General features: G+C 44.6%; 21 protein-coding genes. 15 read left to right on the top strand and 6 right to left on the bottom strand.

Annotated elements, in window-relative coordinates:
• Nucleotides 1-32 precede the first annotated feature (32 nt).
• The 6 genes from I6E84_RS05515 to I6E84_RS05490 all read left to right on the top strand — a co-directional run bounded on the left by I6E84_RS05515 (nt 33) and on the right by I6E84_RS05490 (nt 5,677).
• On the top strand, nt 33-869 hold the full coding sequence (locus I6E84_RS05515) for a bifunctional allantoicase/(S)-ureidoglycine aminohydrolase (RefSeq protein WP_197216685.1): 837 nt from the start codon (nt 33-35) through the stop codon (nt 867-869).
• A gap of 180 nt (nt 870-1,049) precedes the next feature.
• A complete protein-coding gene (locus I6E84_RS05510; protein ID WP_227681314.1) occupies nt 1,050-1,586 on the top strand; it encodes an ureidoglycolate lyase in 537 nt (178 codons plus the stop codon).
• 216 nt (nt 1,587-1,802) lie between these two features.
• Nucleotides 1,803-2,078, top strand: a complete 276-nt coding sequence (locus tag I6E84_RS05505; RefSeq protein WP_197216683.1) for a Trp family transcriptional regulator — start codon at nt 1,803-1,805, stop codon at nt 2,076-2,078.
• Nucleotides 2,079-2,166: 88 nt separating this feature from the next.
• The gene (locus I6E84_RS05500) at nt 2,167-3,579 is read left to right on the top strand and encodes an anthranilate synthase component I family protein (protein WP_197216682.1); all 1,413 of its coding nucleotides are present in this window, start codon (nt 2,167-2,169) and stop codon (nt 3,577-3,579) included.
• A gap of 78 nt (nt 3,580-3,657) precedes the next feature.
• Entirely contained in the window at nt 3,658-4,305 is a 648-nt protein-coding gene (locus I6E84_RS05495) for an anthranilate synthase component II (RefSeq protein ID WP_197216681.1), read from the top strand.
• Nucleotides 4,306-4,723: 418 nt separating this feature from the next.
• Complete coding sequence (locus I6E84_RS05490; RefSeq protein WP_197101739.1) at nt 4,724-5,677, top strand: DMT family transporter; 954 nt, start codon at nt 4,724-4,726, stop codon at nt 5,675-5,677.
• Between the two features lie 115 nt (nt 5,678-5,792).
• On the opposite strand, the gene I6E84_RS05485 is transcribed toward I6E84_RS05490, so the two are convergent.
• The 4 genes from I6E84_RS05485 to I6E84_RS05470 form a co-directional block, all read right to left on the bottom strand.
• Nucleotides 5,793-6,536: an amino acid ABC transporter ATP-binding protein gene (locus I6E84_RS05485; RefSeq protein WP_197216680.1), complete on the bottom strand. Its 744-nt coding sequence runs from the start codon at nt 6,534-6,536 to the stop codon at nt 5,793-5,795.
• Nucleotides 6,537-6,661: 125 nt separating this feature from the next.
• Entirely contained in the window at nt 6,662-7,345 is a 684-nt protein-coding gene (locus I6E84_RS05480; RefSeq protein WP_197216932.1) for an amino acid ABC transporter permease, read from the bottom strand.
• 74 nt (nt 7,346-7,419) lie between these two features.
• Entirely contained in the window at nt 7,420-8,256 is an 837-nt protein-coding gene (locus tag I6E84_RS05475; protein WP_197216679.1) for an amino acid ABC transporter substrate-binding protein, read from the bottom strand.
• A 284-nt stretch (nt 8,257-8,540) separates the two neighbouring features.
• Entirely contained in the window at nt 8,541-9,284 is a 744-nt protein-coding gene (locus tag I6E84_RS05470) for a UTRA domain-containing protein (RefSeq protein WP_197216678.1), read from the bottom strand.
• A 303-nt stretch (nt 9,285-9,587) separates the two neighbouring features.
• Here I6E84_RS05470 and hutU point away from each other — a divergent pair, with 303 nt between their 5' ends.
• From hutU to hutI, 5 genes are all read left to right on the top strand, one after another.
• Nucleotides 9,588-11,297: a urocanate hydratase gene (gene hutU, locus I6E84_RS05465; RefSeq protein WP_197216677.1), complete on the top strand. Its 1,710-nt coding sequence runs from the start codon at nt 9,588-9,590 to the stop codon at nt 11,295-11,297.
• Nucleotides 11,298-11,367: 70 nt separating this feature from the next.
• Nucleotides 11,368-12,732: a YjiH family protein gene (locus I6E84_RS05460; protein ID WP_197216676.1), complete on the top strand. Its 1,365-nt coding sequence runs from the start codon at nt 11,368-11,370 to the stop codon at nt 12,730-12,732.
• A gap of 120 nt (nt 12,733-12,852) precedes the next feature.
• Nucleotides 12,853-14,415 carry a histidine ammonia-lyase gene (hutH, locus tag I6E84_RS05455; RefSeq protein WP_197216674.1) on the top strand — a complete coding sequence of 521 codons (1,563 nt, stop codon included), beginning with the start codon at nt 12,853-12,855 and terminating at the stop codon, nt 14,413-14,415.
• 23 nt (nt 14,416-14,438) lie between these two features.
• Nucleotides 14,439-15,491, top strand: coding sequence for a formimidoylglutamase (gene hutG, locus I6E84_RS05450; RefSeq protein ID WP_197216672.1), 1,053 nt, complete (start codon nt 14,439-14,441; stop codon nt 15,489-15,491).
• 110 nt (nt 15,492-15,601) lie between these two features.
• Nucleotides 15,602-16,879 (top strand): imidazolonepropionase, encoded by a 1,278-nt coding sequence (hutI, locus tag I6E84_RS05445; RefSeq protein ID WP_413786942.1) that lies wholly within the window; start codon nt 15,602-15,604, stop codon nt 16,877-16,879.
• A 117-nt stretch (nt 16,880-16,996) separates the two neighbouring features.
• Here hutI and I6E84_RS05440 read toward each other — a convergent pair whose 3' ends face one another.
• Nucleotides 16,997-17,575, bottom strand: coding sequence for a PepSY domain-containing protein (locus I6E84_RS05440; protein WP_197216668.1), 579 nt, complete (start codon nt 17,573-17,575; stop codon nt 16,997-16,999).
• A gap of 310 nt (nt 17,576-17,885) precedes the next feature.
• Nucleotides 17,886-19,232, bottom strand: coding sequence for an NADP-specific glutamate dehydrogenase (gene gdhA / locus I6E84_RS05435; RefSeq protein ID WP_197101723.1), 1,347 nt, complete (start codon nt 19,230-19,232; stop codon nt 17,886-17,888).
• Between the two features lie 621 nt (nt 19,233-19,853).
• Here gdhA and I6E84_RS05430 point away from each other — a divergent pair.
• The 4 genes from I6E84_RS05430 (at nt 19,854) to I6E84_RS05415 (ending at nt 22,518) form a co-directional block, all read left to right on the top strand.
• Entirely contained in the window at nt 19,854-20,216 is a 363-nt protein-coding gene (locus I6E84_RS05430) for a roadblock/LC7 domain-containing protein (RefSeq protein ID WP_010201036.1), read from the top strand.
• A 177-nt stretch (nt 20,217-20,393) separates the two neighbouring features.
• Nucleotides 20,394-20,888: a PAS domain-containing protein gene (locus I6E84_RS05425; RefSeq protein ID WP_197216666.1), complete on the top strand. Its 495-nt coding sequence runs from the start codon at nt 20,394-20,396 to the stop codon at nt 20,886-20,888.
• 3 nt (nt 20,889-20,891) lie between these two features.
• Nucleotides 20,892-21,641: a PhnD/SsuA/transferrin family substrate-binding protein gene (locus tag I6E84_RS05420; RefSeq protein WP_197216664.1), complete on the top strand. Its 750-nt coding sequence runs from the start codon at nt 20,892-20,894 to the stop codon at nt 21,639-21,641.
• Nucleotides 21,642-21,894: 253 nt separating this feature from the next.
• A complete protein-coding gene (locus I6E84_RS05415; RefSeq protein ID WP_197216662.1) occupies nt 21,895-22,518 on the top strand; it encodes a hypothetical protein in 624 nt (207 codons plus the stop codon).
• Nucleotides 22,519-22,546: the final 28 nt, after the last annotated feature.

Below are 22,546 nucleotides of genomic sequence, written 5' to 3'. Positions count from 1 at the left end.
TCGCGGCACAACACCATTAAGGAATATTAATAATGTCAAAAAAAAGCACTTATTACGCACCAACTGGCGGCTTACCTCCGCAAACACAGCTACTGTCCGATCGTGCTATCTTCACCGAAGCTTATGCAATTATTCCTAAACGTGTACTAACCGACATTGTTATTAGCTACCTACCATTTTGGGAAGGCATGCGAATGTGGGTGATTGCACGTCCTTTAACTGGCTTTTCAGAGACCTTCTCACAATACATCGTTGAAGTAGCGCCAAACGGAGGCTCACAAAAGCCTGAACTGGACGCTAAAGCTGAAGGGGTATTATTTGTCGTTGAAGGTGAAATGGATATTACCATTGAGGGCGAAGCGCATCATCTGGAAGCGGGTGGCTATGCTTTCTTACCGCCTGAATGTAAGTGGACGGTGAAAAACAACAGCGATAAGCACGTTAAATTTCATTGGATCCGCAAAGCCTATCAGTTTGTAGACGGTATTGATGCGCCTGAGCCTTTTGTCACCAGCGATCACGAAGTTGCTGCTATTGAGATGCTGGGCACAGACGGCGTATGGGCAACCACTCGGTTTACAGAGCAGTCTGATATGCGTCACGACATGCATGTAAATATCGTCACTTTCCAACCGGGTGGCGTGATTCCATTTGATGAAACGCATGTGATGGAACATGGCTTGTATGTACTAGAAGGTAAAGCCGTTTATCACTTAAACGGTGAATGGGTCGAAGTGGAGGCCGGTGATTTTATGTGGCTACGCGCATTTTGCCCGCAGTCTTGTTATGCCGGTGGACCTGGTCCATTTAGATACTTGCTCTATAAAGACGTGAATAGACATATGCCATTTATTCGCCCAGAGCGATAAGTCGTCTCTTTTTTGTATTAACCTGACTATAAATAAACAATATAGACGCATCATCGTTTATTTGAGTATGTCATTTATTCTCAAGTGGTGATTTAGGTCGCGTACTGGTTTATGATAAATTAGCTCATAATAAGTATAAACAGTGATTATAAATAGTAATCGCCAAAAGTAAGGCAAATCATGAGTACTCTTATGAAGACTACGATCGTTGCAAAACCTTTAACCAAAGCTGATTTTGCGCCCTACGGCACCGTTATCGAACCCTATAACAAGGATGAGCAAACGCCTGAAAACAGCTACCATATCAATAAAGGCTACGCATGTCGCCATCATGCCATTGCCGAGGCTAAGCTCGATGGTGGTAATGTGGGCATGAGTATCTTCCGTGCCAAAAAACGTGATTTCCCTATCTGCTTATCGGTGATGGAATACCATCCATTTGGCACGCAAGCGTTTTTTTCAATGAATGCTCAGGACTATATCGTTGTCGTTGCTCCCGCAGGTACACCGCCTCAATCTGCTGATGATTTGACCGTGTTTTATGCCAAATCTCATCAAGGGGTACAATATGACGCCAATGTTTGGCATCACCCCCTACTCGCACTGGGCCATGACTCTGACTTTTTAGTGATTGACCGTATCAATGGTGAAGGCAAAAATTGCTATGAGCTTGATATAGACGGTTGGCAGGTACAAATTGAGCTTGCCTCAGAGTAGGTTAAAACAGTATTAATAACAAATGATAGACAGGCCAGCTAATCACCATTAGCTGGTTTTTTACTTTAGACAAGTTCAGTTTTATGGAAAGGTTTAGTGAAAAGAAGGAAGCATTTTATGACTTTACTTGTCTTTTACGTACTACTGTACTAGAATACTGAAACAAGGCTAAAGCAAGCAAGATAGTCATCTATCCTTTCATTAAGATTGAACATTATGAGTACCGATCCTTATCGCAGTTTATTAAAGCATCTAGCGGATTGTCATGACAGTGCTGATATCGAAGTACTGTTTAGTGCGCTATTGACCGACAAAGAACAACGCGAAATTGCCAACCGTATCCGTATTTTTGACTTGTTAAAACACAACATTACCCAACGTGAAATCTCTGAGAAACTAGGCGTCGGTATCGCAACGGTCTCGCGCGGTGCCAAAGTCATGCAAAGTCATGATGTCAGCGCCCTATTAGCGACGCACAGACAAGACTCTTAATACAGTCAATCCACTATACCTAACACCATATTATTTGAATTCCTCCTATTTTTAGCTGACACATATTTGAACTATTTCGGACTTTGTTATGACATCTCCTACATTACAGCATAGCCAACCTACGGCGATTGATATTCCTAGCAAACCGCAGCGTATCAAGCTCACTCAAGATATTGATTTTTTTGCATTATTCAAACGCATCGAAAGCACTTTTGACACCTGCTACTTGCTCGAATCCTTGGGCGAAGATAGCCATATCTCACGTCATCATGCCATTGGTTTTGACCCAATTATGACCATCGCAGCATTAGACCGCACTACCCTTGCGATTACGGACAACAAAACTGCCCAAACAAGCCATTACCAAACTGAAAACCCATATCAGCTATTACGTCAGATTACCCCTCAGCATGTTATCGCTCGCGATCAAAGCGGTGGTCTGGTCGGCTATTTAGGCTATGACAGTGTGAATTTCTTTGAGCCTAGCCTAAATGCCAAATCTAGCGACGACTTTGAACCATTTAAGTTTGGTGTGTATTTAGATGGCTTGACGCTCGATAAGATGACTGGTGAAATTTTCTATTTCTATTATCCAACCGCTCAGCAAGAGAATCGCATCGAGCAAATCAAAGCCTTATTTGATATCGATATTCCAAGCTATGAAAAGCCTACGGTTGAGTTTTTGGGCGATGGTATGAGCCAAGATGAGCATGCCAAAGTAGTAATGAAGGTCAAAGAAGACATTATCTCTGGGCGTATCTTTCAGTGTGAGGTTGGGTTCAAGTCTAAGTATCGTATCGCAGGCGATAAAATGCCAATTTACGAAAAACTGCGCGCTGTTAATCCTTCACCACACATGTACTTTATGAAATTTGCTCAGCAGTGCATCATCGGTGCCTCACCTGAACTGCTATTTCGCTTACGTCAAGGTGAGATGGAAACCTATCCACTTGCAGGGACAGCCAAGCGCGGCGTCGATGTGATAGAAGACCGTAAGCTCGCCCGCGCATTGCTCAACGATGACAAAGAGATTGCCGAACATAATATGTTGGTCGACTTACATCGTAACGATATTGGCCGTGTGGCACGATTTGGCACCGTAAAGGTCCGTAGCTTGATGGATATCAAGCGATTCTCACACGTGCAGCATATCTCCTCTGAAATCGTCGGTATCCTACATCCCAACGAAGACATGTTTAGCGCACTTGCCAGCAACTTCCCAGCAGGCACATTGTCTGGTGCACCAAAAGTTGAAGCCATCAAAGTCATCAATGAACTAGAGCCTGATGGTCGCGGTGCCTATGGTGGTGCGCTTGGGTCATTCAATTTCAATGGCGATTGTATCTTTGCTATTCCTATTCGCAGCCTCTTTATCAGTGGCGAATCTGCCTATGCACAGACCTGTGGCGGTAACGTTTACGACTCCAATCCTGCCGATGAATACTTGGAAATTCAGCGCAAACTGTCTGCGATGAAAGTAGTACTAGACAGCTTTATGTAGCTGTCATTTGTACCAGCCACAATTCGTAAATTGACCACATTTTACCTAGCTATATTTTTACAAAAGAGTTTATGACCCATGAATGTTTTAATTATCGATAACTACGACTCGTTTACTTTCAATCTTTACCAATATATTGGTGAGATTTTACAAAACATGGATGGCGATGAAGAAGCAAGCGTCATCGTTAAACGCAACAATGAAATTACACTGGCTGACGTGCAAGCGATGAATCTTGACCGAATCATTATCTCACCAGGCCCTGGTGCACCTGATGATCCTGCCTACTTCGGTATTTGTGCAGAGGTCATCGAAGTAATGGGCAAGACGACGCCGCTATTGGGTGTGTGCCTCGGCATGCAAGGCATCGCTCATGTGTTTGGCGGTGATGTGATACGTGCCAATGTTCCAATGCATGGCAAAGTCTCAGCGATTCGTCACGATGGTGCGGGTGTCTATCAAGGATTGCCGCAAGCCCTTGAAATCATGCGCTATCACTCATTGATGGTGAAAGCTGAGACCCTACCTGATTGCTTGGCTGTCACTGCCGTCGTGGATAACGAGCAACATAGTGAGCATAGCCTAACGAAATCCGCGCTAGCAGGCGATGAAATCATGGGACTACAGCACAAAGACTACCCGATTCAAGGCGTACAGTTTCATCCAGAGTCATTTGCTACCGAAGGCGCCAAGCGTTTGCTCAGTAACTTTTTGATGCAGGTATAAACCGGTCATATTAGGGTGATTATATTTATATCGATAACATTTCTAAGCGACCCCATAATATTTTCGTGATAGACTAAAATAACGAACAAACAAAAGACAGCCCTCAATCGGGTTGTCTTTTCTTATTTCAGTATTGTATTGCGTCAGACCATTCACAAAATTTGAGCAGTGAAGAAAGCGAGTTCAAACGCTACTTTTGGTAGGCTAAACGAGTTGGCACAGCTGACTGTATTTTTTGAGTTTGGTATATCGTCAGCACGCAATATCGATATAAGAAAACCTTATTAGCCATACGTTGGTATGGTTAACGAAGTTGCTACCCTAGCAGTTTTATAGTGATTAGATTGTAGTTACCCAAGAGGCTTGGACAGCCTATAACTTGTAAATCTTGCGACACTCAAATAAAAAAGAGAACGATATGGCGAACATGGATACAGCAGTGCCATCACCAAAATCATGGATAGGCATCATTCAAATTATCACGGCAGCTATTTGCTGGGGAACACTGGGTATATTTTCTACCTACCTTAATCAAATCGGCTTTAGTGGCTGGCAAGTGACCATACTACGGATTGTCACGGCCGCTTTTATTATATTGGCCATGCTCCCAAAATTATGGCCTGATCTGATTAAGCTGCGCCCAAAACACTGGTTAGGACTGGCACTTCAGTCACTAATAGGTGTGCTTAGCATGTCCATCTGCTATTTTTTTGCCGTCAGCTATGTTGGCGCAGGTCCTGCTGTCGCGCTGCTGTACACTGCGCCCGTGTTTAGTTTACTGTTTTCAGCCTTTTTGCTCAATGAGTCTATTACGCGAAAATCAGCACTGCTGTCACTAATGGCTGTGTTTGGCGTGGGCTTGACGATGCTAGGCGAGCAAGCACAAGTCAACTGGGGTATTTTATTGGGCTTGTCAGCAGGCGTGTGCTACTCCTTATATGGCGTACTCGGCAAGCGTGCTATGCATTATGCTCACCCTGCTCCGCTAGTATTTTTCACGTCCATCATCATCAGTGCAGGTGTACTGCTGCTATTGCCAGAGACTTACAATACTTATGAGCAACTATTTAGTCTGCCTCTGCTGACTTGGGGTTATGTCTTAGGGCTATCTTTACTCGGAACTGTGGTGCCTTTTGGGTTGTACATGAAAGCGTTAGAGAAGCTCCCTGCCAGTCGCGCATCAGTGTTTACGATTTTTGAGCCTCTGACAGCCATTGCCCTTGCCATACTATTGCTACATCAGTCACTATCCCTGATTCAGTATGTGGGTGTGGTGCTGATTTTACTGGCAGCTTTGTTTAATGCTGTGCTAAATGGTACTGCCACTCGTGTGCCACGTTGGTTAAGGTTAAAAAAACGACAAAAAGTTTAAGTGCTCTGTCTCATTATTTAACATCACCTGCTATCTACGCTTATAAAAAAAGCCCCAACCATGACCGCATGATTGGGGCTTTTTTTTATCATCGCTTACGCAAAAACAGACGTTTTTACTGCTCAATACGTTGCAAAAATGCCTGTGTACGCGGATGCTCTGATAGTTCGAACATTTGCTTAGGGCTGCCTTCTTCGACCACATGACCATCTTCGATTAAGACCACATGATCCGCCACGTCACGAGCAAATTTAATCTCATGAGTGACGACGACCATCGTCCAACCTTCAGATGCCAGTTGTTTCATAGTGCCCAATACATCTTGCACCAGCTCTGGGTCAAGCGCGGATGTTGGCTCATCAAACAGTAGCAATGACGGTTCGATAGCCAGCGCACGGGCAATACCAATACGCTGCTGCTGACCACCAGATAGCTGAAAAGGATAGAGATCGGCTTTGTCCGACAGCCCCACTTTCTCCAGTAGTGCCAAGGCCTGCTCGCGTGCCTGAGCTTTACTTTGCCCCTGTACGACCGTAGGCCCAAGCATCAAGTTTTCAATCGCTGTCTTGTGCGGAAACAAGTTATAAGACTGAAACACCATGCCTGATTTACGTTGCAACGCCAGCAAGGTTTTTTTCTTAGGCTTGGTCGCAAAGTCAACTGTCAAGCTACCATCATCAAAAGCAATCACGCCTTGATCAGGAATCTCCAGCGCATTGAGACAACGCAAAAAGGTGGTTTTACCCGATCCTGAAGGCCCTAATATTACGACTACTTTGCCTTTATTGATGGTCAAGTCGATGCCTTTGAGCACCTGATTGCCACCGAAAGCTTTGTGAATATTAGTGACTTTGATCATAAAAATTCCTGTTGTACTGGTCTCTATTTGCGACTGTTTATTCTAAAGGGCTTATATTACTAATGGCTATCTAACTAATGGCTGTGCGGCTAACAATTACGCAATCATCACTGATTAACCACCACTTATTTTGCCACGTAACGATCGAGCCTAGTTTCAAGCTTGCCTTGGATAAAGGTCAAGAACAGACAGATACCCCAGTAAATAATCGCCGCTTCTGTATACACCAGCATAAACTCATAGTTACGAGCCGTGATGATCTGCGCTTGTTTGAATAGCTCAGTGACCAGTACCAATGAAGCAAGTGAGGTATCTTTTACTAGACTGATAAAGGTATTAGACAACGGCGGAACTGACACCCGAAGCGCCTGCGGTAAAATCACATGGCGAAAAGTTTGTAGATATGTCAAGCCAACCGTTGAGCCTGCTTCCCACTGTCCTTTTGGAATCGACAAAATCGAGGCACGCACCGTCTCCGATGCATAAGCACCGATATTCAAAGAGAACGCAATAATCGCTGAAGGAAAGGGATCAAGCTTCACCCCGATACTTGGCAGACCATAGAAAATAATGAATAGCTGAACCAACATCGGTGTACCGCGAATCGCGGACACATAAACACGAGCCAGCCGATAGATTACTTCATGGAACCAAGTGGCACGCGGAACGATACGAATCAATGCCACTGTCAGTGCAATGGCCATACCAATCGCAAATGAGATCAACGCCAGCGGTATCGAATAATAGATACCGCCTTTGAGCATTGGCCAAAACGATGAGATGACAATCTGCGCTCGATCAGGACTCATAAATGGCAATACTGCCAATAAGTCCGCGAACCATGATGTAGACATTACAGAAGCTGACATGATAGAAACTGACATTATTTTTGTTGACTTATATCAGCACCAAAGAACTCTTCGCTAAGCTTGGTGAGGGTGCCCTCAGCAGCCAATGCCGCCATCGCTTCATCCAGTTTTGCCACGACTTCATCATCGCCTTTGATAAGCACTAGGCCTGAGCCTGTTTGCTCGCTAGCAGGCGCTGTCAGTTTAATCTCAAGTTTGGCATCTGGGAATTTTTTGAGATAGTCCAATACCGCGAGATTGTCATTCATCGTAAAATCAGCACGGTCTTGCTTAACCAATTGAATCGCTTGCGCCATACCATCGACAGGAACGATTTCTGCCTCATAACGTTCTGCCAGCTCACCATAGTTACTGCTAAGTGATTGTGCGGTACGTAGACCTTTTAAGCCTTCCCACGAGCTATAGCGATCGTCATCAGTCGGTGCCAATACCACTGCACCTGACCAGCTATAAGGACTGGCTTTGTCATACTTAGCAAGACGTTCAGGCGTGGTCAAACTGACTTGGTTGGCCACCATATCAAAACGTTTTGAATCCAAACCTGCCAGCATTGCATCCCACTGGGTCTCTTTAAAGTCGACTTCTACGCCCAGTTTTTCCGCAACGGCACGTGTCACTTCGACATCATAACCCGTCAGTTTGCCGCTCTCATCATGATACGTGAACGGAGGATAAGTACCCTCTGTACCGACGTTGATGGTGCCGCCATTATTGATACGCTGTAGCAAATCAGAACCGCCTGTTGCAGCGCTGTCTGTCGCACCCGCATCGGCTTCATTGGTAGTAGATTGACCACAAGCGGCAAGGAACATGGTGCTGGCGGCAAGGGCTAAGAGAGTACGACGTTTCATAAGACGTCCTTATAAGAGTGAATGAATAAAGTTAAAATAATTAAAGCCAATCAATAGGGAAAACCGAGACAAGAGCGCAGTATAAAATGCGCTGCAATATTCGGTGTTGGTTGCCCGATTTGAGGTTATTTAGCCTATTTTTCAATACTGTTTCTGGTTTATTTTTGAATTTTTAACGCGTATCTAAATATCATTGCTGTTCATGAAATAGCAGCTTACGAACATAGTATCTCAATTTAGACATAAAAAACGTACAAAATCCGTGAGCATGCGAAAGGTAACACCTATAAATCACCCGAAAACTGGTAGCGATCGCCAGCATGCCACATTTTGACAAAGGTGACGACTTGACCAGCCGAATAGGTTTGGCGACACAATACCAGCGTTGGTGACTGCGCTATAATTTGTAAAAAATCAGCAATCTCATCAGGGGCAGCCAACGCTCGAATGGTATAACTACCGCGCTCCAGTGGGCTTTTGGCAATCAAATAATCACTGGTATTGACCACACTAAAATCTTGCTCAATGAACGCTGGTACTTTGTTTGCATCCACCCAGCGCTCTTCGAACTGTATGGGCTGACCATCCGCAAAGTGAATGATTTTTACCTCGTATAACACAGGCGCATCACTAGCGTTTGTGTGAACAAGCACAGCCGCGTCATCAATGCCAAACTTACGACGTAACTCGTCGTCGAGCATGTCAGCCGTAATGGCACGCTTACTGACGACCTTCGCTTCATAATCGCGATTGGCCGACTTCAAATCCTGTGCAATATTGCGCACTTCTACAAACGTATGGTTGAACTGCTGTTGCGCGACAAACGTCCCCGACCCTTGCCGACGCTCTAATACCCGCTCCTCGCTCAGCTCTTTTAGCGCGCGATTGACCGTCATTCGTGACACACCAAACTCTTCGGCCATTGCCATTTCTGTCGAAATCGCATTACCTGCTTGCCACTTACCAGAGTGAATATTGTCTAATATGGCGTTTTTTATACGTTGATACGCCGGAATCGTCTTTGTCATGTCCGTTTTTAACCGTCAGCTTTACTAAAAATAGTAGCCACATAATATCACGAGACCGCCATGCAAGCCTTAGTCAAAATGTCTAAGCGTTTAGTCTTGATCGAGTTAATAACAAAAATAATGCGGCTATCCATAAAAAATCCTTGCATGAAAAAAATATCTTTGATAATTTGTATATACAACTTTACGACAGTATCGATAATCTAGCCAATTTAGCAAGCAGTTAAGTGCACTCTTAGACTGATCGTAAACCACTCACTTTAATTGCCCAATCGACTTAAAAGATTTCACAAGGATTTGACGATGACTACTGATAGCAATAGCAACAAACCTACTCGACGCGATGAGAGCCGTAATATCGCTGCGCCTACTGGCTCTACGCTACATTGCAAAAGCTGGCTGACCGAAGCCCCTTATCGTATGCTGCAAAACAACCTGCATCCTGATGTGGCGGAAAACCCAAAAAGCCTAGTCGTATACGGTGGTATCGGACGCGCAGCCCGTAACTGGGAAAGCTATGATCAAATCCTAGAGTCGCTAAAAGAATTAGAAGATGATGAGACATTATTGGTGCAGTCTGGCAAACCCGTCGGCGTGTTTCAAACGCATGAAAATGCACCGCGCGTTTTGATTGCCAATTCAAACCTTGTACCGCGTTGGGCCACGTGGGAACACTTCAACGAGCTCGATCGCAAAGACTTAATAATGTATGGCCAAATGACCGCTGGTAGCTGGATCTATATCGGCACCCAAGGCATCGTTCAAGGTACTTACGAGACTTTCGTTGAAGCAGGTCGTCAGCATTATGATGGCAGCTGGGCAGGTCGTTGGATTTTGACCGCTGGTCTTGGCGGTATGGGCGGCGCGCAGCCACTTGCGGCTACTTTTGCAGGGGCAACTTCATTAAACATCGAGTGTCAACAGTCTAGTATCGATTTCCGTTTGCGCACTGGTTATGTTGATAAACAAGCAGATAACCTTGACCATGCTTACGAGTTAATCAAACAACATACCGATGCGGGTGAAGCCGTTTCTATCGCCCTACTTGGTAATGCCGCAGATATATTGCCTGAAATGGTCAAGCGTGCGAACGCTGGCGGCATGAAGCCTGACTTAGTCACTGATCAAACCTCGGCGCATGATTTGATTAATGGCTATCTGCCAAGCGGCTGGACAGTAGAAGAATGGAAAGCTGCGCAAGAAGATTCAGAGCAACATGCAGCATTGACCAAAGCAGCCGCTAAATCTTGTGCCGTACACGTACAGGCGATGCTAAATCTACAAGCAATGGATATTCCAACGACCGATTATGGCAACAACATCCGTCAGGTCGCTTTCGATGAAGGGGTCAAAGATGCCTTTAACTTCCCAGGTTTTGTCCCCGCTTATATTCGTCCGCTGTTTTGCCAAGGTAAAGGCCCATTCCGCTGGGTAGCGTTATCAGGCGACCCAGAAGATATCTATAAGACTGATCAAAAAATAAAAGAGCTGTTCCCTGAAAACCAACATATTCATCGCTGGTTAGATATGGCAAAAGAGCGCATTCAGTTCCAAGGCTTGCCTGCTCGTATCTGCTGGTTAGGGCTTGGTGAGCGTGATAAAGCAGGTTTGGCATTTAATGAAATGGTCAAAAACGGCGAGCTAAAAGGCCCTATCGTTATTGGTCGTGACCACTTGGATACGGGCTCTGTTGCCAGTCCAAACCGCGAAACCGAAAGCATGAAAGATGGCTCAGATGCGGTATCTGACTGGGCACTATTGAACGGTATGCTTAACGTGGCGGGCGGCGCAACTTGGGTATCACTACATCATGGCGGCGGCGTTGGCATGGGCTACTCACAGCATTCAGGTATGGTCATCGTCGCGGATGGTACTGACGCCGCAGCCAAACGCTTAGCACGAGTACTGGTCAATGACTGCGGCTCAGGGGTTATGCGTCATGCCGATGCAGGTTATGATCTGGCTATTAAAACAGCGAAAGATTATGGATTGAATCTGCCAATGATCAAATAGTTTGCCCCTTGTCCTTATACGCTGTAACTGGGTGTAAGGATATTTTCGGCGTTTTATCAAGGAGGATAATATGATTGAGCAAAATACAACATCTGATCTGCGCGATGAAAATCCAACGACATCGTCAAAAAAACTGCTATCAACCCCTATTGCTTTAATACAGCTTATCGTATTCAGTGCCATCGGTTTGGTGATGTTCTTCGTACCATTTACCATTGGTGAAAAAAGCACGATTTTGTTCGATCATGGCGCGACCTATCTGGTCACTCAGCAGCATACCTTGTCCGTGACATTACTGTTTCTACTCATGCTCTATGGAGTGAGTAAGCCGTTTATAGATGGCTCATGGCATAAAAACATCACTCACATGGTTATGACTGCTTTTAAAATCATGGGTCTTATATTGGCAGTGATGTATGTGGCTGACGTAGCGCCCGCCTTTATGATGGAAAAGGACATGCTGCCGTTTTTATTTGAAAAACTGGCGCTACCCGTTGGTATGATTGTACCGATTGGGGCGCTGATATTGGCATTCTTGGTTGGTTTTGGCTTACTAGAAATGGTTGGTGTGCTCATGCAGCCTATTATGAAACCTATTTGGAAAACCCCAGGTTCATCAGCGATTGATGCCGTTGCTTCTTTTGTCGGTAGCTACTCTATTGGTTTGCTCATCACCAATCGCGTGTATTTACAAAAGCAATACTCAGCGCGTGAAGCCATTATCATTGCAACTGGGTTTTCAACCGTATCAGCGGCATTCATGGTGATTGTTGCCAAAACGCTTAAATTGATGGAGTTTTGGAATGTGTTCTTTTGGTCTACGTTAGTAATTACCTTTATTGTCACTGCGATTACCGCTCGTATTCCACCTATCAGTCTCTTTGATGATCATGTCGAACGTCCCGCTTTAGACCATAAAGGTGGTACACGGCTAGCAGCTGCGTTTGATTTGGGTTTGTCCACTTCGCGCCGTGCCACTGACCTCAAACAAATCTTGTGGTCTAACTTTCGTGATGGCCTGACGATGGCGGCCGCCATTGTGCCATCTATCATCGCGGTCGGCTTAACAGGATTACTACTAGCAAAATATACGCCTGTATTCGATGCGTTGGGCTTACTTCTTTATCCCTTTACATGGCTTGGCGGCTTACCAGAACCGCTTATCGCGGCCAAAGGAATGTCAGCGGGATTGGCTGAGATGTTCTTGCCAGCATTACTACTAAGTGAAGCAGATATTCTGACACGCTATGTTGCAGGGGTCATTTCCATTAGCAGTGTGCTGTTCTTCTCAGCCATGATTCCATGTGTGCTTGCCACTGAAATTCCTGTCTCTGTTGGCAAAATGATCATCATTTGGTTCGAGCGCGTGGTACTCAGTATTTTATTGGCTGCTGCTTTTGGGCAGTTGGCTATGTACTTCAACTGGATTGGCTGAAGATTCAAATTCAATAATAGATATTTCGTTGATTAAAAAACTTTCAAAAACCCCATTTTAGTAAAGATACGCATTAAAAATAATATAACTCATATAGCTTACAACACTAGGATTACCCCTATGAACGACATCAAAAAACTAACACTACACCCTCGCCAACTTAGCTTTAAAATGCTACGTGATATCTATGAGCAGCCTGTCATATTTACACTACCTGAGAGCGCTTATGAGGCAATAGATGCCTCACACGAAGATGTGCGTACGATCATTGCACGAGACAAAAGCGCTTATGGTATCAATACTGGTTTTGGCCTCTTAGCAAAGACGCGTATCAGTGACGACCAACTTGAGCTACTTCAGCGCAACCTAATCGTTTCTCACTCTGTGGGCACTGGTGAAGCACTTCCTGCAGGCGTAGTACGACTGATTATGGTGATGAAAGTTGCCAGTTTGGCTCAAGGTGTCTCTGGCGTACGTCGCGAGGTAGTAGATAGTTTGCTGGCCTTAATTAATAATCAAATCACACCAAACATTCCAGCCAAAGGATCAGTTGGCGCTTCTGGTGATTTAGCCCCTTTGTCACACATGACACTTGCGATGATGGGCGAAGGCGATGTCTTTGTTGCTGGTAAAAAAGTGCCTGCTGCTGACGCTCTAGCCCAGCATGGACTTGAGCCTATTACTCTTGCAGCGAAAGAAGGCCTTGCACTGATCAATGGTACGCAAGTCTCAACCGCGCTGGCATTACGTGGTTATTTCTTGGCGCGTGATTTGCTTGAGACCGCCACTATTGTCGGCTCACTATCGATTGATGCGGCCAAAGGCTCGGACTCACCATTTGATGCCCGTATTCATGATGTGCGTGGTCATCATGGTCAAATTGAAATCGCGAAAGCTCACCGTCAATTGATTAAGGGCAGTGCCATTCGTGCCTCGCATGATGGCGAGCAGGATGATCGAGTACAAGACCCTTACTGCCTGCGTTGTCAACCGCAGGTCATGGGTGCCTGCCTTGATATCATTAACCAAGCAGGAAAAACCTTATTAATTGAATCCAATGCCGTAACGGACAACCCACTTATCTTTAATAACGAAGATGGTCCTGTCGCCATATCAGGTGGTAACTTCCATGCTGAGCCAGTCGCTTTTGCCGCTGATATTTTAGCCTTAGCAATTGCCGAGATTGGTTCTATGTCGGAGCGCCGTGTCGCTTTGCTAATTGATGCGACGCTATCAGGTGGCTTACCGCCATTCCTAGTGGATAACGCTGGGGTAAACTCAGGCTTTATGATTGCGCATGTGACCGCCGCAGCACTGGCGTCAGAAAACAAATCTATCGCCCATCCTGGTAGCGTCGATAGCATCCCGACTTCTGCTAATCAAGAAGACCATGTATCTATGGCCACCTATTGCGCACGCCGCCTATACGAGATGGCACAAAACACCGCCACCATCATCGGCATTGAGCTATTAGCTGCTGGTCAAGGGATTGATTTTCATCGCGGATTAGATACGTCAGAGCCGTTGACCGTAGCACATCAAAAACTACGTGAAAAAGTGACTTTCTATGATAAAGATCGCTATCTAGCCCCTGATATCGAAGCAGCCAAGCAATTGATATTAGACGGTACGCTTGCTGAACATTGGCAGTCACTACGCAGCGATTGGTACGAGTCTAAATAAATATTGATGGGCGAAGAGCAGTGATGACAATAGCGAGAACAGCGAGAACAGCAACAACGACCACACGCATTATCCATACACCTGCTGATATGACCCAGTGGATAGGACGTGCAGAGCCATTTGAGACGGCACGCGCCCGCTATTGGTATCAGCTTGCTCAGCCTTATGAGGCTCAACATATTGGGCTAATTGGTTTTGCGTGCGACCAAGGCGTCAGACGCAATCAAGGCCGCATAGGTGCTAGAGCTGCTCCGCCATTGATTCGTCGAGCTTTTGCTACGCTGCCAGTCATCGCTGATTTACAACAACGTTTTGATGGTCAATTATCAACCTTGTTAGGTGATGCTGGCGACATTCATTGTGATGATAATGATGGCTTTGCCGAGAGCACCCTTGAGCAAGCTCAGATCAAATATGCCGATGCAGTGAGCAATGTTATCAAACAAGGTGGTCTATCCATCGGGCTGGGCGGTGGTCATGCCATTGCTTACGGCAGCTTTTTGGGATTATGGCAGACCCTAGAAAGTCAAAAAAATGCAGATGTCGCGCCTACTATCGGAATTATTAATTTTGATGCCCATCTTGATATTCGTCAGTCGGATGTTGCGACCTCTGGTACACCGTTTCGCCAGATTGCCGAGCATCTTGACGCACACGATCAGCCCTTTCATTATTGCTGTATCGGCGTCAGTCGGTTCTCTAACACGGCGGCGCTTTTCGATCGTGCCGAGCAATTGGGCGTACAGGTCATTAGTGATGAAGACTGTCATTATCAGCCTTGGGATACACTTACTGATCGGGTCAAAAACTTTGTAGATCAGGTCGATATAATATATCTAACCATCGATATGGACTGCTTACCATCTAGTGTCGTTCCAGGTGTGAGCGCACCTGCCGCCTTTGGCATTGAACTGGGTTTCGTTGAGCGTATGGTCAGAACCATTATGACATCAGGCAAAGTAAAAATCGCAGATATTGCTGAAATCAATCCTACCTTTGATATTGACAGTCGTAGCTGCAAAGTCGCTGCTCGCTTACTAGCAACTATGGTAGAGCAGCACTTACTTAGCACTTAAATCTTGCCAACAAAGATTATCGACTTCACAAAAATCAGGAGCATATTATGAATGAATCAAAGAACTCCGTATCGAAAAGTCCTATAGAAAAGACGCTCGACGAGTCTACTATGACATCATTTGACCACATCATTACTAACGCCAATATCGCCACCTTTTCAGCGCAGCATGGTTTTGGTATTAAGACAAGTGATGATGAAAATGAGCATGCTGATAGCATCCCATACGGACAGCTACTGAACGCTGCCATCGGTATTAAAAACGGCAAAATTACTTGGCTTGGGGCACAGGAGCAAATCGATACTCATCTGCCTGAATATCAAGCTAGCCAAATCACAGATGTAGATGGTAAATGGATAACTCCAGGGCTTATCGACTGTCATACGCATATCGTCTATGGTGGCAATCGTAGCAATGAGTTCGAAGCGAGATTGCAAGGTGCTAGTTATCAAGACATTGCAGCACAAGGCGGTGGTATTGTCGCGACTGTCAGTGCTACCCGCGCCGCCAGTATTGAATCGCTATTTGCACAAAGTGAAAAACGTCTACTCGCGCTTATGAAAGAAGGCGTTACCAGTATCGAAATCAAATCAGGTTATGGCTTGGACTTGGACACGGAGCGCAAAATGCTCACAGTCGCTCGTCAGCTAGGAGAAAAATACGACATTCTTGTGAGCACCACTTACCTAGCGGCGCATGCCCTACCCACTGAGTACAAAGACCATGCGGACGACTATATTGAGCAAGTCTGCGAATGGTTACCGATACTACATTCAGAAGGCTTGGTTGATGCAGTCGACGGATTTTGTGAAAACATCGCCTTTAGCACAGAACAAATCAGACGAGTGTTTGAAGTAGCTCGCTCATTGGATCTACCAGTCAAACTGCATTCTGAGCAGCTGTCTGATATAGGTGGTAGTGCCTTAGTTGCTGAATATAAAGGCCTATCGAGCGATCATCTAGAGCACTTGTCAGAAGAAGACATCAAAAAAATGGCGGCTAGCAATACCGTTGCCGTGATATTGCCAGGAGCATTTTATACGCTACGTGACACTAAGCTGCCACCGATTGAAGCCTTACGTAAACATCAAGTTCCTATGGCAATTTCGACTGATTGCAACCCTGGCACCTCACCGTTAACGTCGCTTTTATTGACGATGAATATGGGCTGTACGCTATTTTACCTGACACCTGAAGAAGTATTAGCAGGCTCGACCGTCTATGCAGCACAGGCGTTAGGGCTACCTAATAAAGGAAAAATCGAAGTAGGCTGTGATGCTGATTTAGCACTGTGGGATATCGCCCGTCCTGCGGATTTGGCTTACCAGATGGGGTTGAATCCTATCCAAGGCATTATGGTTCAAGGTAAGTGGCGCAAGACAATGTAATCAACTTACCTTGCAATCAACCTACCTTTATTTATCACCATTAAAAAAGCCACTAGCTGATATGTTCAGCTAATAGCTTTGGTTTGGTCTGTTTGAACGTTGCTATTAACATTGCTACTAGCGCTTATATTTGTTGGCAAACGTCTCACCTGTATTGGCATCGATGTTGATACCGACGACCTCATCACCTTTTAGTAAATCCACTTTGTAATATAAAGGGTGATCACTGTAATCACGGTCTGCTTCAAACTCGACTTCTAATGTCATACCGCCTATTTTTTTCTCAGCGATACCTATCGCACTCATGACATTTACTTTCACACGGCGCTGTACATTGTAATCGTTGATATCATCACGATCTAACCGTTCAGTATCCGTACTAATAACATCCCCTGTAATAGCATCAACGATCACTTCATAGCTATCGCTAGCCGTGCTAAATTCTATTTCGTATACACCGTTTTCTGTATCATCGTCCTCATCATAATCAGCACTGATGAGCATACCTGATGCATGTTTGGTTGCGATAGTGATCGCTTGCTTTAAGCCAACCTTGTTGCCTTTTGCTGCTTTCACTTCGGTAGATAGATTTGTTTGAGCTGCTATGGCAGTCGTGCTCATGACACCTGCGGTTAGTGCGACTGCTAGGCCTGCACCTATAGTGGTCAACTGCATCTTTTTAGACAGTTTTTCCATGATATTATCTCCTTCACTGATGACTTACTTTTTTAGCCAAGTGCTTACTTTTCATTATCAATAGACATTGGCTTCGTTATTCGTAGGTACATGTTAGCGAGGTTTTCTACTCGCTGTAGGATGAAAAAGTATCAAAGTGTAATTACTTTGTTTGGACAATCAATCTAAATACATCACCTATAGAAACGTTTACTCTCGATTAATACTTGCTATTATTTCGACAAAAAAATACTGCGTTTGTCTCAAGAGGACAAACGCAGTATTGGTTATTGCAATGATTAGATGAGGCTATGAGTTATATAGTAGAGCCTTAGTTTAAAATACCAAAAGCGACCAACGCATCAGCCACACGTTTGAAACCAACCATATTGGCACCAGCCATATAATCGACATAACCATTGTCAGTTTGACCATATTGTTCTGAAGCATTCGCAGCACTGTCGTGGATATCTTTCATAATACCTTTTAGACGCTCATCGACTTGCTCAAAGGTTTGATATTGACGGACAGAGTTTTGCGACATTTCAAGCGCAGATACTGCCACGCCGCCAGCATTGGCAGCTTTACCAGGTGCATAATGGACACGGTGCAAACGGATATGATCAATCGCTTCAGCAGTGAGCGGCATATTCGCGCCTTCAACCACGTACTTCACACCATTTTCGACGAACAGTTTGGCATCAGCTTCATTGACTTCGTTTTGAGTAGCACATGGAATCGCAATATCAGCCTTAAACTGCCATGGTTTTTGCTTGGCAAGCCACTCTCCACCATGAACATCAACATACTCTGCTAACGGCTTGTTCTGCTGTTTTTGTTTTTTGAGCCAATCAATTTTTTCTTGATTAAGACCCTTTTCATCATGCAAAGTCCCTTGCGAGTCAGAGACCGTTATGGCAATACCACCAAGTGCATTCACTTTTTCGGCAGCATGGAGTGAGACATTGCCTGCGCCTGATATCAGCACCTTTTTGCCTTTTAGCGTGTCATTTTGGGCGAGAAGCATATTTTCTAAGAAATATACCGCACCATAGCCAGTCGCTTCTGTACGCATCAAGCTACCACCGAAGCCCACACCTTTGCCAGTGATAACACCTGTTGATTCACGTGTTAAATTCTTATACATCGCAAACATGTAGCTGACTTCTCGACCGCCGACACCGATGTCACCAGCAGGCACATCCATGTCTTTGCTCACATAATGATGTAGCTCACGCATGAAGGCGTAGCAAAAACGGCGAATCTCACTGTCCGTTTTACCTTTAGGATCAAAATCTGACCCACCTTTACCGCCACCAATAGGCAAGCCAGTTAGCGCATTTTTAAAGATTTGCTCAAAGCCTAAGAACTTTAGTACCGACTGATTGACGGTAGGATGGAATCTAAGACCCCCTTTATAAGGGCCTAAAGCATTGCAGAACTGCACACGCCAGCCACGATTGACTTGCACGTCGCCTTTATCATCTTCCCAATTGACACGAAAACCAAATACCCGATCAGGCTCCACCAAACGCTCAAATACTTTCAATGCACTATATTCAGGATGAGCATCATATAAAGGTTTAATCGTAATCGCCACTTCTTTTACTGCTTGAATAAACTCTGGCTGATGCGCATAACGTGCTTCGATTTTTTCGATGGCCTGACTGATACTCATACATCTCTTCCTTAGGATAAAACTGGGGATCGTATTTACTTACGTCAATGTCGCTTGATATCACAACGGATAAGAAGATTGCGAACGTTGATGTAAAACTAAAATCGTCCCTACAACACGTTAGCGTTTGTAGAGACAGATGGGATTAAGAAAGCTGACTGAATTCATATATCTATAGAAAATAGATAGGTGTCAACATTTTTCGCCTTATAACTATATACCATCTTTAAGACTTATAAGTCTAGTAAATATCTCTATCATAGAAACATATAAGCGATTTTTGTTAGCTAAATCTAAGCTGCATTGTTTAGCAGAATTTTTAGACATCGATTAATAGCTCTACAGATAGTATTGCTGATCAAAAAATATAAATAATTAGGCCAACTCGTTCATTATTTCCTTACTAGAAGTAATGGATTTCTGTCAAATTCCTTTAGAAACCAAGGATAAAAGGCAAATATTCGATGGTAAACGGCAAAAAATTCCAAAAATGTCGTTTTTTATTGAGCAAATGTATATCAATATCATTAGTAAGGAGTTAGAATACCTTTCTTAAAGCAAGGATATAGTTAACCAGTTTTTTTACTTAAACAATCCACCACTGATCATAGAGAAAGCGATATGCGTACAGACTCATTTCAACAGATATTGGAAGACTTAAACAGCTCATCAGCAGATGTTGAAGCATCTGCCCTAATCTCTAACGATGGTCTGATGATTGCTTCAGCTCTACCAACTGGCGTCGATGAAGATCGTGTGGGTGCTATGTCAGCAGCATTATTATCGTTGGGTGATCGTGCAGGTCGTGAGTTGGCGCGTGGTAGTATCGATCGTATTATGATTCAGGGTGAAAAAGGCTACGTTATTATGACGTCATCGGGAGATGAGGCGGTACTCACTATTATGGCAAAACCAAATGCCAAGCTTGGTTTGATATTTTTAGATATCAAACGTGCCTCAGAAGCCCTTGCAAAGCTCATTTGATTGGCAGTTGCTTATCGAATTTATTAGCTTTTTAATTACTATAAACATAGTCGATTCAATATAATTTGGATACAAAGAAGTCGAGTGAAAGTACTACAAGTAGTAGACTACGCAAGGCTGATACCGTATCCAATTTATGCAGGATTGGCTACATAACGACCAATGAAGGAGATGACCATGGGTTCTCCAATCCCTGATGCACACAAGCCTGATATGCCTGCCGAACAAATTACCCTGACTTACCATGATGGCACGTCGCGTACTGTCTATGACACTGGTATCGAACGCCCTTATCCAGATGGCAAATTGATTGTATCGCGTACCGATTTGGATGGCGTACTGACACACGTCAACGATGCTTTTGTTGAGATTAGCGGTTACCATGTCGATGAATTGATTGGCCAGCAGCATTATATTTTGCGCCATCCTGACATGCCAAAAGCGGCTTATAAAGACCTGTGGGACACTGCCACAGCAGGACAAAAATGGCATGGCTATGTCAAAAACTTATGCAAAGATGGTAGTCATTATTGGGTCTATGCAACCGTCGTACCTAACGTTCGTCACGGCGAAACCGTCGGCTATACATCCGTACGACGCAAGCCATCACGCAGCAAAATCGAAGCGGCAATGGCGCAATATGCCCAAATGAAACAAAATGAGGAAGGCTAAATCATGACGACACACAATATGTTAATCGCCCCAGATTTTTCGCCTGAGCGTTTTGCAGGCTGGCACATGTTCAATACGTTGATTCAAAAACGTGCCAATTTAAATATGCACTTGAACATCCCTGCATCTCATGCTGAGCAAGAGCAAGTCATTAATGCGGGTGACATTCAGGTCATTTACGCCAATCCCTTTGATGCCGCAACCCTAATCCGTGAGCAAGGCTACCGTGCCGTCGCTCGCCCTATCGGAAAGTCTGATGAAATGGTCATTGCCGCTGCTGCAAATAGCGACATTAACCACTTAGAAGACATTCAGGCTGGTGCGACAGTCGCCATGGCAGACAACCGAGATGTCAAACTGATTGGTTTGCGATTACTAGAAGCGGTTGATATCGAAGAATCTGATCTGACATGGGATGTCACTGAAACCTATCAGGCAGCTGCCCGTAAAGTTATTAAAGGGGATGCCCAAGCCGCGTTCTTTTTGGCAGAGATTTTTCATAGCTTTTCACGGTTGACCAAGACCCAGCTCTCCGTACTTATCGAAAGTGACTTGGCTGACATCAGCCACGTGCTACTTATCAAAGACGGCTTTCCTGATGCGAAAATCTTTATAGAAGCCATTCTCAATCTGCACAACGATGATGATGGTCAAGAAGCCTTGGCCGAACTTGGTATGCCTCAGGGGTTTGAAGCGATGAATGAAGAAGATGCCGAGTTCATGATAGATTTGATGCAGACACTGCTAGACTAATAGTTGGACTAATAGTTGGACTAATTACTGGGCTACATACGCAATAGAAGACAGGTAAGAGCACTATAAACAGTAGACTGAACGGGCCTGACAATCTATCTGATTTATATGGAATTGACTGTAGTGAATTCAAATAATTTCGATACAAGTAAACCGAGTGTAAGTGATACTTTAGTATGCTTAGCGAGGATGATGATGTAACGGATTTATATGAATTTGACTATATAGCGACCATGACTCAAAGGACACTGTTATGTCTGATTCAGATCTTATTAAAGAAAACGAGATGGAAGCGCGGAGAGTATTCCGCTTATATTCGCGTAAAGTATTTTTGGCACCCAACAACCGTCACTTTCATGAACAACGCATCAATGCGGCGCTACTATTGACCGAGAGAGAGCCGCTGCAAGGTGCTATTGCAGACTTCTTTTATGGCTGCTGGTATGACATTCCTTATGATGTGAATAACCTGTTCATTCGTGTCAAAGATCGCCTGTACCCTCATATTCAACAAGGGTTTCGCGACTGTATCGACAAAAAAACATATATTCAACGCAATAGTATGCTCGCGACCCGCTGGAGTGTATTAATATCGCCGTCTCTCAATGAGCAAAATCAGCGGTTGCGTATCAGTAGCGATGATGCCAAGGAAATCTCCAAAGAAATCACAGCCGAGCTGATGCAAGCACGTACTAATGAAGATTGGGGTACGATTGAGCAAGTCGAAAACGAGTTCTTTGCACATTGTATCGCTCGCAATGATCGCCTTGCTTTCTCTTTAGTCTGGTTTCGCTTGGGCAAAAGCGACTGGCAATTTGATGCGCGTTGGAACAACTGTCAGCAGCACCTTGATCAAACTATAGTCAAATCCATATAAATTTTCTACATCGTCATCCTCGCTAAGC

The organism is Psychrobacter sp. SCQQ22 (assembly GCF_015864605.1).
In the GTDB taxonomy this organism is placed as follows: domain Bacteria; phylum Pseudomonadota; class Gammaproteobacteria; order Pseudomonadales; family Moraxellaceae; genus Psychrobacter; species Psychrobacter fozii.
Note: the sequence above shows the minus strand (reverse complement) of the source record. Positions and strands in the feature narration are given on the sequence as shown.